Below are 14827 nucleotides of genomic sequence, written 5' to 3'. Positions count from 1 at the left end.
TCTCCTCCTCTCCACAAGGGTTCTCATGCATCCACAGTCAGAACGGCACCGGTGTTCGCCGACGTGACCAGCTTCTGATATCGAGCGAGGTAGCCGGTGAGCTTTTCTTTCGCGGGGGGCTGATAACGCTCCCTGCGCGCCGCCAGTTCCTCGTCCGAAACCTTCAGGGTGATGGTGCGATTCGGAATATCGATCTCGATCTCGTCCCCGTCCTCGATGAGCGAAATCGGGCCACCCACGCCGGCCTCGGGCGAGATGTGGCCGACGCAAATCCCTCGCGTGGCTCCCGAAAACCTCCCATCCGTGATGAGGGCCACCTCGCGGCCGAGGCCCCGGCCCACGATGGACGACGTGGGCGCGAGCATCTCGGGCATGCCCGGCCCGCCCTTCGGTCCTTCATAGCGAATGACCACGACATGACCCGGTTGCACCTTGCCGCTGTTGATGCCCTCCATCGCCTCGTCCTGCGAATTGAAGCAGATGGCCCGCCCGACGAACCGCTGAATGTCGGGATCGACCGCACCGACTTTCAGCACCGCGCCGTCCGGAGCGAGATTGCCAAACAGGATGGACAGTCCGCCTTCCCGGCTGTACGGGTTGGACGCCGGGCGGATGACTCGCTCGTCGAGGATCTTCGCGTCCTTGACCTGCTCGTACAGCGTCTTGCCCGTCACCGTGATGCGATCTCGGTGGACTGCCTCGGTGTGTTCGCACAGCTCCCGGATGATGGCCGAGACGCCCCCAGCGCGGTGCACGTCCTGGATGCTGTACTCCGACGCAGGGCTGATTTTCGCGAGATAGGGCACTCTTTTGGCAATTTCGTTGATATCACTCAGGGAATAGTCGATACCCGCCTCGTGTGCGATGGCCATCAGGTGCAGAACCGTGTTGGTTGATCCGCCCATTGCCATATCAAGCGCAAACGCGTCGTCAATGGCTTCGCGGGTGATGATGTCGCGCGGCCGAATGTCCTGTTCGACCATGCGAATGAGGTGTCTGGCGGCTTCATAGATGAGCTCGTGCCGCTCCTTGGACGTGGCGACGAGCGTGCCGTTGCCGGGGAGTGCGATGCCCAACATTTCCATGATGCAGTTCATGGAGTTCGCGGTGAACATGCCGGAACACGAGCCGCACGTGGGACACGCGTTCCGCTCCAGATCCAGCAGGTCATCCTCGGAAATCTGCCCGCTCATGTACTGGCCCACGCCTTCGAAGACCGAACTGAGAGAGAGCGGACGTCCCGAGCGCGATCTGCCGGCTTCCATGGGGCCACCCGAGACGAACACGGCCGGCACGTTGCAGCGCACGGCTGCCATCAGCATGCCAGGCGTGATCTTGTCGCAGTTCGGGATGAAAAAGACGCCGTCGAACCAGTGGGCGTTGATCATCGTCTCGGCTGAATCGGCGATGAGCTCGCGGCTTGCGAGCGAATACCGCATACCGATGTGCCCCATGGCGATCCCGTCATCCACGCCGATGGTGTTGAATTCGAACGGGACGCCACCTGCCTGACGGATGGCGTCTTTCACGACTTCCGAAAATTCGCGGAGATGAACGTGGCCCGGGACAATGTCGACGTACGAGTTGCACACGCCGATGAACGGTTTGGTCAAATCCCTGGGCTTGACGCCCGTGGCGTAGAGCAGGGCGCGGTGCGGCGCCCGGTCCACGCCCTTTTTGATCATGTCGCTTCGCATGAGTTTGCCACTCCTCGCAAAACCTTGTCTATCTCTTTCAAAAGACCTCGTTTTCTATCTTTTCTCGACACGCTACACGCTCGAAACATCAGGTGAACACCTTCCGCCACGGGCGCCCCGCTGAAACGGCCGCGGCGGTCAGACGTGAGCTCCTTCAATGCGCACGCCATCAGCGCGCACGATGTCCTGAAACGCCGCGTGCACCCGCTTCGTCAGAGGGCCGGGAACGCCCTCGCCGACGACGCGCCGATCCACTCCTACGACGGGCACGATTTCCGCGGCGGTGCCCGTCAAGAACACCTCGTCCGCGACATACACGTCGTGCTGCGTAAACGGCTCCTCCTTCACCTCAAGGCCAAGGGACGGGGCCAAATCGATGACCGCTTGGCGCGTGATGCCTTCGAGAGCACCGAGGTAAGCCGGCGGGGTGAACAGCACCCCATCGCGCACGATAAAGATGTTCTCTCCCGAGCCCTCCACCACATAGCCTTCGTGATTCAGCACAATCGCTTCGTTCGCGCCCGCGTTCATGGCTTCCATTTTAATCAGAATATTGTTGAGATAATTGAGCGACTTGATTTTCGGATTCAGCACGTCGCTGCGCATGCGCCTGGTCGCTGCCGTGATGGCCTGAATCCCCTGTTCATACAGCGCCTTCGGAAACATCGAGAGCTGTTCCGCAATAATAAAGACGCGGGCCTTCGCGCAGTTGTATGGATTCAACCCCAGGTCTCCACTGCCGCGGGTGACCACGAGGCGGATGTACGCTGAGGTCAGATGATTGCGCCGTACCGTCTCACATACGAGATCCGTCAGTTCGTCCTTCGCGTAGGGAATGTCGAGGAGAATGGACTTGGCCGAGCGATACAGCCGGTCCATGTGCTGTTTGAGACGGAATACCGTCCCGTCATATGCGCGGATCCCTTCGAACACGCCATCGCCGTAAAGGAGGCCGTGATCGAACACTGAGACGCTGGCAGCGTCGCTGGAAATAAATTCGCCGTCAAGAAACACCTGTGATGCCACGTCCAACGCCCCTCTCTCGCCCGAACGGCGAGTTTCTCTCTCGCGTGTCCTTCGGTTGGCAAAGATCGATTGACGAAATATTCCGTCAAAATAAAACCGCCAACTCAAGTGCCTGAAGCACTCGAATTGTCACGCGAATTGGATGACTTGCTCGTCATTGTAGTACGCCTGGCCCGCGCTGTCAATTGCCGAGCGCCCTGCCCAACAAATGAAACCGCTTGCAAATAGATTTTGAAAAGGGTAGCAACGCTGATACGGCGGGCCCTCGAAAAAAAGCGGGTGCGAAAGCACCCGCTACTCATTCACCGGCTCGACAGGCATGACGGCCTCCACCGCAATATGCGGCATCGACCGCAGCCGCGTCGCCAAATCGTGCGCTAGTCTGCCCGGGATTTCATGCGACACGATGACAATCTCGGCCTGCCCGCCTGCGACGCGCTTCTGCAGCACCGTCTCCATGCTCACCCGCAGTTCGCCGAACAGGTGCGCCACCTGCGCAAACACACCTGGCTGATCGGCGGCGAGGAGCCGGAAGTAGAACTTGTAGAGATCGTCCTCGAAATCGACCACCGGCTTGCGGCTGCCCGCGAGCGCGTACGGCCAACTGGTAACGACGCCGAGCTTCAGGTTCCGCACGAGCGCGATGATATCGCCTACGACGGCACTCGCCGTGGGCATGCGACCAGCGCCGCGCCCGAAAAACATGAGGTCCCCCGCCGCGTCTCCGCGAACGAAGAGCGCGTTGAACGCGTCCGACACATGGGCCAGCGGATGGCTCTTGGGGATGAGCGTCGGGCGGACGGACAGCGAGAGTCGCCCATTCCGATCTCGCCCATCGGCCAAGAGCTTGATGACATACCCTGCCTCGTCTGCGTATCGCACGTCGCTCGCCGTCACGTGTCGAATGCCTTCGACGCGCACGTCCGACAGATGCACCTCGGTGTGGAACGCAATCGAGGCCAGAATGACGAGTTTGCGGGCGGCATCAAGCCCGTCGACATCGCTCGACGGATCCGCCTCCGCGTAGCCCAACCCCTGTGCCAGCGCCAGCGCCTCGTCGAAGTCGAGGCCCTCTTCCGTCATTTTCGACAGAATGAAGTTCGTCGTCCCATTGATGATGCCCTTGAGATCCGTGACCTCGTTCGCCGTAAGGTTTTCCTGCAGCGGTCCGAGCAAAGGGATGGCGCCCCCGACCGACGCTTCGAACAGGATGCTCACGCCGTTCGCCGCCGCCGTCTGCAGGATTTCCGGACCATGCAGCGCAATGAGGTCCTTGTTCGCCGTGACGACGTGCTTCTTGCGCGTCAGCGCCTCGAGGATATAGGTGCGCGCGGGCTCGATTCCGCCGATGGTCTCCACCACAATCTGAATGTCGGGATCGCCCAGGATGTCCTCAGCGGACGTCGTGAGCTGCTCATGCTCAAAATGCACGCCGCGATCCTTGTGCGGATCGCGCACGAGAATTTTCTGAACCACAGGGCAAAGACCGGTCATGTCCGCGACGCGATCCGCCCTTCTGCGCACCAGCGATACCACGCCTGCGCCAACGGTGCCACAGCCCAAGAGGCCAATGGGTATCCGCATTTGCCACGCATCCTCCCTGACTCTGTCGCCGGTGCCCCAGAGGAGCCTCGCCTGACGTTTCTGGACATTTTGCTCCTTTATACCTTCTCTTGCGACGACGTGTCAAGCAGGCATATGTTCCAGAATGTCGGAAAGCGTGGGAAGGGCATCGATGGCGCCTCGGCGCGTCGCTGCAAGCGCACCCGCGGTGTTCGCGAACCGGAGTGCTTTCGTCCAGAAAACATCGTCCTGCAGGCGCGCGCGCACGTCGTCAGGGTCCGCCTCTCTCGTCAGTTGGTACAAGAGAGCGCCAAAAAACGCGTCACCGGCGGCGGTTGTGTCGACCGCTTCGACCGAAATGCTGGGAATGTGGCGGCATTGGCCTTGCATCACGGCCAGGGAACCATCGCGACCCAGCGTGCCCAAAAAGCGCGTGCCCGGAAACTCCCGTGCCAACTGAAGCAGGGCCTCGTCGGGGTGACGAAGCCCGGTGAGCAGGTGGAGTTCCTCCTCAGAGCACTTCACGACATCGGAAAGCGCGATCACTCGGAGGGCCTGGTTCACGGCTGCGCGGGGATCCGCCCACAGCGCCGGTCGGTAATTGACGTCGAACGTGACGACTCTCTGGTGTTGCCGGGCGAGTTCAAGCGCGCGGTAGGCGGCGGAACGCGCGGGCTCGTGCGAAAGCGCGAGGGAGCCGAAATGGACAACTTTCGCATCGTCAAACCACGAGGAACGCATGTGTTCAGCTTGGATCTGTGTGTCTGCGCCGGGATCGCGCTCGAAAGAAAACGAGCGCTCGCCGTCGGGCGCAATGTGGACAAACGCAAGCGTGGTCCGAGCCCCAACCTGTATCACGCCACTGTCGTCGATGCCGACAGCCTTGAGCGCACGGCGGACGAAGTCGCCGAACGGGTCATCGCCGACGCCCGCCACCATCCTGCATCGGCCGCCGAGCTTGCACACAGCGGCAAGGACATTGGCGGGCGCGCCGCCCGCGGAGCCGAACATCTGAGGCATGCCTCCCGACGACACCACGCTGAAATCGATCAACACTTCTCCAACGGCGACGACATCGTACATCGGAAATCCCCCACCGCCATGATGCATGATGAATGAGGTCAACTTATCCCTTGACAGCGCCCTGCGTCAAGCCCGACACAATCCAGCGGCGGAAGATGACCACAAGAATGACAATCGGCACAATTGACACCACGGAGCCCGCGAAGATGGTGCCGTACGGCACCGTGTACTGCCCGCTGAACAGCGCAATGCCAACCGGAATGGTGCGCATGGTGTTATCGGGATTGAAGACGAGCGCCATGAAAAACTCGGTCCAACATGCGACAAACGTGAACACGGCCGCGGTAAAGAGCCCTGGCGTGGTAAGGGGAAGGAAAATTCGCCAATACGACATGAAGACGGACGCCCCGTCCATTTTGGCAGCCTCAAACAACGCGCCCGGCACCTGCAGAAAGTAGTTGCGCAAAATCCAGATGGCAAACGGCAAGTTGAAGGCGGTGTATGGAATGATGAGCGCCTGGTACGAGTCGAGCCAGCCCACGTCGCGAAGCAACATGTACAGCGGCGTGATCACGACGAGGGGCGGAAACACCGAGATGATGAGCAGGAAGATGAGCATGGGCTGCTTGCCTTTGATGGGCAAACGCGCGATAGAAAATCCGGCCATCGATCCGAAAAGAAGGACAAAGAAGGTCGATGTGATGGCTACAATGACGCTGTTCAGAATATATCGCCCAAAGTGAAATTGCCCAAAAGCCTCTGCATAATGGGACAGCGTCCATTGGTGCGGAAAATACGCCGGCGGATAGGCGCTGATGTCAGAGTTGGGCTCGAACGACGTGACGAACATCCAGTAAAATGGCAGCAGGATCACGACGAGAAAGAAGACGAGCACGACATAGCCAATGACGCGCTGATAGAGTGGCTTTTTCATTGCGCTTCCTCCCCGACCATCCCGCGAAAGGCGGACAGGAATATCACACAAGCCCCCAAGATAAGAATCACCGTACTCACGGCCACAGCTGCTCCGAGGCCAAAGTGAAGGTTTGTGAACAGCGTCTCCTCGCCGAGCATGGCGAGAGACGTCGTCGTCGAACCAGGCCCGCCCTGTGTGAGGACAAATGGCAGATCGAAGATGCCGAACGCTTGCAGAATCCGGAACAGGCCTGCGATGGCGATGCTGCCGCGCAACTGTGGAAAGGTGACATTCCAAAAGGTCTGCCACCCATTCGCACCATCGATGCGCGCCGCTTCATAGTAGTCCTTCGGAATCATCTGCAGCCCGCTCAACAGGATGATGACCACAAACGGCGTTGTCTTCCAAATATCAGCTGCCATGAGTGCAATCACAGCCGTGAACGGTTCGCCGGTCCAGTTGATGGAATTGTGGATGAAGCCCATCCCTTGCAGGATGGCATTCAGAACGCCGTACACGCCGTTATAGATGTAACTCCACATCTCAGCCGAGATGACCGTGATGAGCGACCAAGGAATGAGCATGACCACAATGGAGACGCTCTTGAGCTTTTCCACGTTCTGGATGGCCAGTGCAATCAGCAACCCTAAGAACAGTTCGATGGCAACCGTGACGATGGAGTAATACACGGTGAACCACACACTGTGCCAGAACAGGGGCGCCGAGTAGACGTCGGCGTAGTTTTGTACGCCGTTGAACGTGAACTGAAACCCGTTCTCGGTCAGCTGAATGTTGTTGAAACTCATCCAGACCGAGTACAGAATGGGGAAAATGGTCACCGCCAGGATGACGATGCCGGCTGGCGTCAACATCCCAAAGCCCGCTCGAACGTCGTGGCGTACGACGCTCGCTCCACCGTGGTCAGCTCGAAATGATACATGTTCTTCCATTGCCTTAGACATGCGCTCGCGCCCCCCTTCTCGGTCGTTGTACAAAGTCCACCGGATCCCTTGCCTCCGAACAGCTGCACGCCTTGAAGCGAAACAAGGCGGCGGGCGGTTAGCCGCCCGCCATGATCCCGATTAGAGTCCGCCCGAACCACTGCCATTCAGCGCCTGTTGGATCTGCTGATTCGCATTTTGCAGCGCTTGAGATACGGATACGCTGCCCGCCAGAGCCGCGTTGACGTTGTCGTAAATCGCCCTGGAGACAGACGGATAGTTCGGCGTCTGAGCGGGCCGCGAAACAAATTTCACCTTCGGCAACAGCGCAAACACCGGGCTGTACTTCGCCAGCGATGGGCTGTCCGCCACGGCCTTGATGGTGGGCATCTCCGAATTGGCCGCCAAGATTTCCTGAGCCTGCGGACTCGTCATCCAATCAATGAACTGCAGCGCAGCGGCCAGATTTTTGGTGTGCGGGTTCAGATACAGATCCCAGCCACCAACTGTGCTGTAGCCACTCGAGCCGTGCCCAGCAAAAGTCGGAAGGGGCACCACACCGACTTTGCCCACGACCTTGGAGCTTGTTGGGTTCTGAGAGTCGGACCACGCATAGGACCAGTTGCGAAGGAATACAGCATTCCCTTGTGTGAAGACGTTTTCAGACTGCGGTTCTTGGAAAGTGTCCACCGATTGGGGCGACACACCGGACGTGATGAGTCCCCTCATGAAACTGAGAGCCTGTTTGGCAGCGGCCGTATTCAAGGAGGCCTTGCCGTTGGTCAACACGCTGCCGCCTGCGTCGGCCAAGTATTCGTCGAAGTCGCACGTCAGACCTTCGTAGTCGGCGCCCTGCCATACGAACCCATATTTCGCTCCACCGTGCTTCACGATATAAGAGGCGTCCGTCTGCAGCTGCTGCCAAGTCTTTGGAACTGGCAGGTGATATTTCGCCAACAGGTCTTTGCGGTAGTACAGGAACGCGGTGTCCGCAAACAACGGCTCAGCGTAGACCTTGCCATTGTAAGTGGCTCCGGCAACCAACCCGTTCGAAAACCGCGTCCAGAAGGACGTAGGCAGGTAATCCGAGAGAGGCGCCGCGAGCTGGCTGTGAGCAAACTGCGCAGGCCAAATCACATCTCCCATGTACACGTCGGGCGTCGACGAGCCACCGCTGATGGACGCCGTCAGATCCGCGCGGTTCGTATCTGTGTTCGAGGGCTGAACCTGCAACTTCACTTTGATCTTCGGATACTTCTTCTCAAAAGCCGAAACCAGCTCGCTCGCCGTCGGACCCGTGGTGAATGACTCCGCCCAGACAATCGTGCCAGAGGCGTCCTTATAATTCACGAGATGCGCCGGCTTCGCAATCCGCACGCCTGCCACACTCACCGTGGCCCCCGACGACGCCACGGTGGACGCGCTACCATTCGCGTTCGCCGTGCCTGCCGCGTTGTTTGCCTGCCCGCACCCAACCACCAACGCCGCAACTGCCGAACTCGCCAGTCCCACACTTGTCCAACGCTTGACCTTGTTCTTCATCTGCACATACCCCCAAAATGTTGCGTTGAATGTTCACGAAATGGAACGCACGGATTCGCGCTCCACCAGGCGATGAGGCAAAAGGTAATCCCCAATGTCGGAAGGCGATGGAGCTTGTGACGACGCCCGGATGAGCCATTTGACAGCCTCTGCACCGATTTCGAGAAACGGCTGAGCGACCGTGGTGAGCCTTGGCGTCACCATGCGTGCAATGGGTAAATCGTCAAAACCCATCACCGAAATGTCCTCGGGAACGCGGTAGCCGTGATCGTTCAAGCAGCGTATCGCACCGAGCGCCATCTCATCCGAGGCGGTGCACACAGCCGTGAAGGGTGCGTCGTGCATGCGGTCCAGCAAACGCTGCATGGCCTGATAGCCGTCGTCAAAGCGATATTGACCGAATTCCACGCGCGCATCCCAATACTCGATTCCGAAATGTCGAAGCCCCTCGCGGTATCCTTCCAAGCGCAATTCGCCTGTCCGGTCGTCCCATAGCTTGCCAGCGATCATCGCAATTTGCCGATGCCCCCTGGACACCAGGTATGCCACGACGTCAAACATGGCGCGCACTTCATCGATGCGAAAAGCGGTCAGAGGCGTTTTCGCGGCGCTCTGCGTCAGCGTCAGGACGACCGGGATGTCCAGCCGCTGAAGAATGGGATCGTAGTCCTCCGTCACCAGTTTGCTGGTGAAGATGATGCCCGAAACCTGATAGCCGCTGAGGATGGAAAAGCCCTCAAACGCCCGTTCGCGGGAATGCTCAGAGTCGTACAGCAAAACCTTCATCCCGTGATGCTGGCTGGCGCGGTCAATGCCCTTGTAGAGCTCATTGAAGAAGAAGTCCGTGATGCCGGGCACGATGAGCCCCAGCGTGTCGCTTCGCCTGAAAGAAAGCCCCCGAGCAATGGCGTTCGGCTGATACGACATCTCTTCCATTGCCTTTCGCACGCGCTCGAGGGTCTCCGGATCGACCAAATCCGGCCGATTCAAGGCACGAGACACGGTCGCGGCAGACACCCCCGCCGCCCTGGCGACGTCGCGGATGGTCGCTCGCAAGCTGCGTCACCTCCTTGTGCAACAGTTTCATAAAACGGTTACACAAACTTGAACACCGCCATGATACGTGAACACGCGCGCCATGTCAACGCTTTCATTGATGAACCAAATGATTTTCATTCGATATCGCTTTTATACCGTGCGATCGACGACGCAGTTCGAAAATATCCTTTCGTTTTGGCTCAATATGATCTATCTTGAAAATATCCTTTCATCCATTCATCCGTGAGGCAGGCGATGCCCGTGAAATTCCCAAATGCCGTGAAGGCCCTGCGAGAACACGCCGGATGGACAAAGTCGGAACTCGCGCGCCAGGTGGGCATTACGCCCCAGGCATTGGGCCTCATTGAACAGGGAAAAGTCAGCCCTTCGACGCATGTCGCCCTTCGCCTCGCCAAAGTGCTCGGAACCACGGTTGAGTCGCTCTTTGATCCGGAGCAAAATGCGGCTTGCACCGCGAGGCCGAGTCGCTTGCGCGTGGAACGCGTGGCGGTCGCGGAGGTCGCGGGCGCGCGCGTGGCGAGATCGCTCGAGGACTCTTCTTCACCTGTTCCTGCAGACGGCTTGCGCGACGAGAGCGGGCGCACTGACTGGATGAACATGCCCGACATTGGGATGGCGCGCGTCTTTTTGTCGGGATGCGATCCAGCGCTCTCGCTGCTAGCCGCCTGGGTGAATCGCCGGAGCCGCACCTGGGAAGCGGTCCATTTCTTCGCGACAAACCAGGATGCGATGGATGAACTTGAGGCGAGACAGACCCACATCGCGAGCGTCCATGGCACGGAAGAGGACCTTCTCGCACTCGCAGAAGGAAAGGACTGCTTTCTCGTAGCGCTTGGCCAATGGCGCATGGGTTGGGTGGTGCCCCGCCGAAATCCAAAGCGCTGGCAGATCGAAGCGGGCTTTCGCGACGCGCGACCCCGCCTTGTCAATCGACCGCCTGGCGCAGGAGCCCGGGCCCTCGTCGATGAGGCTATCCGAAGCGAAGGGTTGAGTCCGGGTGAAATTGAGGGGTACACACTTGAAGCGCGCACGCACCGCGAGGTGGTGGAGGCGGTCGCGTTTGGAGGGGCGGATGTCGGGATTGCCCATGAAGCTGTGGCGACGCGCGATGTGGATTTCTTGCCGATTCGCGAAGAGATGACCTGGCTTGTCATTCCACGCGGTGTCGCTAGACATCCTGGTGTTCAACAGGTCTTCGAACTGTTGGCGTCAGATGCGTTCCGACGCGATCTCGCCGCATTTGGACCGTACGACGTTTCTCAGACCGGCGCCCGCATTCAGGCGCGGAAATCGCGAAACCTAGGGGGATAAACATGCGTGTTTCCAAACGTATCTGGTTAAGCGGGGCACTCGCGGCGCTCGCGGTCACAGCCACGGGTTGCACGACGCCGTCCAACACACAGACCACACAAAACGCCGCGACAGGCGGAGCTGCCTCCACAGCCGAAACAAAAGCTGTACCTCTCTCCGTGCTGTACGCAGGCTCCATGACCCATGTGATGGAGCAGGTGATCCGCCCCAAGGTGGATCAGGCGCTTCACGTCGATTTTCAAGGAGAAGGCGCCGGCTCCGCAGAGCTTGCGCACATGATCACGTCTAAGCTCGCCAATCCCGACGTGTTGATCAGCGCATCGCCGTCCGTCGACGTCAACGACCTGATGGGCGCGTCCAACGGCTACGCCGCCAAGTGGTACGCGACGCTCGCAACCGATCAGCTTGTCATCGCCTATTCGCCAAAGAGCAAGGAGGCAGGCGAATTCAAGCGGGCGGCGGAAGGCAAAGTGCCATGGTACAAGGTGCTTGAGATGCCCGGCGTTCGCTTTGGTCGGACCGATCCCAAGCTCGATCCCAAAGGCGTGAGCACGATTCTCATGCTGAAGCTGGCGGAGTCCTACTACCACCAGCCCGGCCTCGAAAAGGCTATCCTTGGCAGTGATGAAAATCCGGCACAGGTGTTTCCTGAGGAAGATCTTATCGCCCAACTCACGAGCGGTCAGATGGACGCCGTGATCGCCTACAAACATGAGGCGATTGAGTGGCATATGCCATACATCGCGCTGCCAAGCGCCATCAACTTGGGCGATCCGGCTCTCGCCAAGGATTACGCAAAGGTCTCGTGGACGCCTGCTGGCGGCGGCAAGACCATCAAGGGCGCGCCCATCCTGTTCACGATTACGGTGCTGACTCACGCGCCGCACCCTGTGCAGGCTGCCGCGTTCGTGCGCTACATGACCGTGGGGCAAGGCCACCAGATCCTGTTGCAGGACGGGTTCAATCCGACGCCCATCCGGTTGTACGGAGATCTGCAGAGCGTTCCGGCGAGCCTCCGGTCCATCGCGGAGCGTTCGTGAGCCCATGTTGAGGGGCCTGAGAACGCCAGCCCTGTACGCTCTGGGGGCCGTCTCCGTGGCATATGGGCTGTGGCCAATGGTTCGCCTGGCGCTGGGCGCGCCCCCCGGTGCGGTGATGGAGGCGTGGAAAGAGCCCGAATTGCTGCAGGCCGCTGTCACGTCGCTCGTCAGCGCCTCCATCTCGACGGCGCTCTCTGTCGCCCTCGGCGTGCCGGCGGCTTATCTGTTGATTCGATTTCGATTCCCTGGCAAGTGGCTCCTGGAGACGTTGCTGCTGTTGCCGCTCGTGCTGCCGCCCATCGTCGGCGGCGTCGCCCTGATGGATGTGTTTGGACCGTACACCGCCCTTGGAGGATTCGCCGCGGCACACAATTTTCCCCTCACGCTGTCGATGGCCGGGATCGTGCTCGCGCAGCTGTACGTCACCAGTCCGTTTCTGGTGTTCACGTCTCGCGCCGGATTCGCGGAGGTCCCAAAGGATCTGCACGAGGCGTTTCGCCTCGAGGGCGCGGACGGATGGACGACCTTCTGGCGCCTGTATGTTCCGCTGTCGGCGGGCTCTATCCTGGCCGGCGTAGCGCTGACGTTCGCGCGCGCACTCGGCGAGTTTGGCGCCACGATGCTGATGGCGTACCACCCGTACAGCCTGCCGGTCTACATCTGGGTGCAATTCACGGCTGGCGGTGTGCCAAGTATGGTGCCCATCGCGTCGGGCATCGTGATCGCACTGGCCGTGGCCGTGGGAGCTGTACGATTCGTGGGGCCACGGCTTGTCCGACGCGGCTGAGACCTTGACGGAGCCGCGAGGCGCGCGAGGCGATTGAAGCGGTAAACACGCCCCGCAAGTAGAAGGGCCACACCGACGCACACTGCGTCCGTGCGGCCCTTCCCCGTGTACCTTCCGAATCAGACCTTCTTCATGCGCAGGTACCAGGTCTTGTAATCCAACCCTTTGGCCGCTGCCTCCTCTTCGCTCTCAATGGCGTCGAGCGTTGCGGGGGCGGGCACCACAACGGGATCTCCCGGTTGCCAGTCTGCCGGGCAGGACACGCCGTTTTGATCAGCCGTTTGAAGCGCGTCGATGACCCGCAGAATCTCCGAGATGTTTCGGCCGACGTTCATCGGATAGTAAATCATGGCGCGGAGAATGCCTTTGTCGTCGATGAAAAACACGGTGCGCACCGTCGATGTGTTGTTTGCGGCCGGGTGAATCATCCCGTAGAGATTCGCAACCTTCATGTCGAGATCGGCAATGACCGGGAACGGGATCTTGACGCCGAACGCCTTCTCCAAGTCGTGCACCCATGCCAAGTGCGACTGCACGCTGTCGATGGAGAGTCCAATCAGTTGGACGTTCCGCTTCTCAAATTCCTCGTACCGGCGAGCGAAAGCGCCGAACTCCGTCGAGCAGACGGGCGTGAAGTCCGCCGGATGGGAGAACAACACCACCCATTTTCCGCGCAGGTCGCTCAGTTTGATCTTCCCATGCGTGGTGTTGGCCTCGAAATCCGGGGCGGGCTCGTTGAGGCGAGGCAGCGTCTGCACTTCGGACATGCTCATCTCTCCCATTCTCCAACTTCAATCATCGGATTACTAAACATACTGTACCACGTCGCGAAGGCGGATACAAGCGGGGTCCTGCACAACGCACCCTAGCTCTGGTGTATTATTTTCCACGCACCCTCGCAAAATCCTGTCGACCTAAGTCGCGCGAAACACCGATGCTGCGCTCGTCGCGATATCCGCAAGCGTGTATTGGTTCAGGGTATCCAGAAAGGCGTCCACCGCTTCGCCGAGCGCGCGCCTCAGCCTGCAGGCAGGCAGCAGCACGCACTGGTCGTTCGCAAAACACCCGACCACGGCGAAGTCGTCCTCCATCGCGCGGACGACATCGCCAATGCGAATGTCGCTCGCTGGCATCGCCAGGCGCATGCCACCTCCGCGACCGCGCACGGTTTCCAAGTACCCAACTTGCCCCAGCCGATGCACTGCCTTCGTCAAGTGATTGCGCGAAATGCCATATACGCGCGCGATCTCGTCGACCTGCACGAGCTTGCCCGCCGGCTGATTGGCAGCGTAAATCAGCACGCGCAAGGCGTAATCCGTAAATAAGGTCAGGTTCACGCCTTCACCTCCACAGCCCACGCCCGAGCTTGTCCAAACGTCACGTCGCTCGGTCAGACGCATCCCCTAACGATTCAATACGAACGGCGAGCTTCGTTGGATCTCCCGCCGCCAACGCTTCCTCCGCATCGACGATAATCCGATACAAACCGCCTTGATGGCGAAACTCAGCCTCATTCCAAGCTTCGTCGCGAAACGCGTAGGACGTGGCCAGATACGTCGGCCCCTCGCGGCGGACGCGATCGCCGAGTTCCGCGATCACACCCGCCGGATGGTCAAACGCCCTCTGCGCGAGCCTCTGCCGCTCGTCGGGCGGCAATCGGTCCTTCCAGTAGCCGAGCAGATGATAGGCTGTATTACGAAGCGCGGGCAATGTGACGGGCTCCTGTTCCACACACTTGAGCCGGTAGAGCCACGTGCGAAGCGCCTGCTCGTCGCCGCGCGCTTGGTGGAGCAACGCCGACAGTTCCCGCACACGCGCGTAGTTTCGCGCCATCACGGCGTACTTTACATCCCGCCACAGCGCCTCGCATCCCTGATACAACCGTGAAAGCGACACTCGACTCTCTCCTGTTCCGCGATGGA

At 59.9% G+C, this 14827-nt stretch carries 14 protein-coding genes; 3 read left to right on the top strand and 11 right to left on the bottom strand.

Going from position 1 to position 14827, the window contains the following annotated elements; all coding sequences use genetic code 11:
* Positions 1 to 23 precede the first annotated feature (23 nt).
* From ilvD to AMA01_RS00280, 8 genes are all read right to left on the bottom strand, one after another.
* Complete coding sequence (gene ilvD / locus AMA01_RS00315) at positions 24 to 1697, bottom strand: dihydroxy-acid dehydratase (protein ID WP_067845605.1); 1674 nt, start codon at positions 1695 to 1697, stop codon at positions 24 to 26.
* Between the two features lie 138 nt (positions 1698 to 1835).
* The gene (gene ilvE / locus AMA01_RS00310) at positions 1836 to 2723 is read right to left on the bottom strand and encodes a branched-chain-amino-acid transaminase (protein ID WP_067846077.1); all 888 of its coding nucleotides are present in this window, start codon (positions 2721 to 2723) and stop codon (positions 1836 to 1838) included.
* A 294-nt stretch (positions 2724 to 3017) separates the two neighbouring features.
* Positions 3018 to 4307: a homoserine dehydrogenase gene (locus AMA01_RS00305; protein ID WP_067845599.1), complete on the bottom strand. Its 1290-nt coding sequence runs from the start codon at positions 4305 to 4307 to the stop codon at positions 3018 to 3020.
* Positions 4308 to 4409: 102 nt separating this feature from the next.
* The gene (locus AMA01_RS00300; protein ID WP_067845596.1) at positions 4410 to 5369 is read right to left on the bottom strand and encodes a carbohydrate kinase family protein; all 960 of its coding nucleotides are present in this window, start codon (positions 5367 to 5369) and stop codon (positions 4410 to 4412) included.
* Positions 5370 to 5412: 43 nt separating this feature from the next.
* Entirely contained in the window at positions 5413 to 6243 is an 831-nt protein-coding gene (locus AMA01_RS00295; RefSeq protein WP_067845593.1) for a carbohydrate ABC transporter permease, read from the bottom strand.
* Positions 6240 to 7187 carry a carbohydrate ABC transporter permease gene (locus AMA01_RS00290; RefSeq protein ID WP_082743836.1) on the bottom strand — a complete coding sequence of 316 codons (948 nt, stop codon included), beginning with the start codon at positions 7185 to 7187 and terminating at the stop codon, positions 6240 to 6242. The genes AMA01_RS00295 and AMA01_RS00290 overlap by 4 nt, the downstream gene beginning before the upstream one ends.
* A 120-nt stretch (positions 7188 to 7307) precedes the next feature.
* Positions 7308 to 8708, bottom strand: a complete 1401-nt coding sequence (locus tag AMA01_RS00285; RefSeq protein ID WP_067845589.1) for an ABC transporter substrate-binding protein — start codon at positions 8706 to 8708, stop codon at positions 7308 to 7310.
* 33 nt (positions 8709 to 8741) lie between these two features.
* The gene (locus tag AMA01_RS00280; protein ID WP_067845586.1) at positions 8742 to 9764 is read right to left on the bottom strand and encodes a LacI family DNA-binding transcriptional regulator; all 1023 of its coding nucleotides are present in this window, start codon (positions 9762 to 9764) and stop codon (positions 8742 to 8744) included.
* 237 nt (positions 9765 to 10001) lie between these two features.
* On the opposite strand from AMA01_RS00280, the gene AMA01_RS00275 reads away from it, so the two are divergent.
* Genes AMA01_RS00275 through AMA01_RS00265 form a run of 3 tightly spaced genes read left to right on the top strand, consistent with a single transcriptional unit; the run spans position 10002 to position 12905 of the window.
* Positions 10002 to 11078: a substrate-binding domain-containing protein gene (locus AMA01_RS00275; protein WP_197459961.1), complete on the top strand. Its 1077-nt coding sequence runs from the start codon at positions 10002 to 10004 to the stop codon at positions 11076 to 11078.
* Positions 11079 to 11080: 2 nt separating this feature from the next.
* Positions 11081 to 12118, top strand: a complete 1038-nt coding sequence (locus AMA01_RS00270) for an extracellular solute-binding protein (protein ID WP_067845584.1) — start codon at positions 11081 to 11083, stop codon at positions 12116 to 12118.
* Between the two features lie 55 nt (positions 12119 to 12173).
* The gene (locus AMA01_RS00265; protein ID WP_231862756.1) at positions 12174 to 12905 is read left to right on the top strand and encodes an ABC transporter permease subunit; all 732 of its coding nucleotides are present in this window, start codon (positions 12174 to 12176) and stop codon (positions 12903 to 12905) included.
* Between the two features lie 119 nt (positions 12906 to 13024).
* Here the strand turns inward: AMA01_RS00265 and AMA01_RS00260 are convergent, their stop codons facing one another.
* The 3 genes from AMA01_RS00260 to AMA01_RS00250 form a co-directional block, all read right to left on the bottom strand.
* Complete coding sequence (locus AMA01_RS00260; RefSeq protein WP_197459960.1) at positions 13025 to 13678, bottom strand: peroxiredoxin; 654 nt, start codon at positions 13676 to 13678, stop codon at positions 13025 to 13027.
* A 141-nt stretch (positions 13679 to 13819) separates the two neighbouring features.
* Positions 13820 to 14242 (bottom strand): Rrf2 family transcriptional regulator, encoded by a 423-nt coding sequence (locus tag AMA01_RS00255; protein ID WP_067845580.1) that lies wholly within the window; start codon positions 14240 to 14242, stop codon positions 13820 to 13822.
* Between the two features lie 40 nt (positions 14243 to 14282).
* The gene (locus AMA01_RS00250; RefSeq protein ID WP_067845578.1) at positions 14283 to 14801 is read right to left on the bottom strand and encodes a DUF1722 domain-containing protein; all 519 of its coding nucleotides are present in this window, start codon (positions 14799 to 14801) and stop codon (positions 14283 to 14285) included.
* Between the last annotated feature and the right edge of the window lie 26 nt (positions 14802 to 14827).

It is taken from the genome of Alicyclobacillus mali NBRC 102425 (assembly GCF_001570745.1).
GTDB lineage: Bacteria > Bacillota > Bacilli > Alicyclobacillales > Alicyclobacillaceae > Alicyclobacillus > Alicyclobacillus mali.
Note: the sequence above shows the minus strand (reverse complement) of the source record. Positions and strands in the feature narration are given on the sequence as shown.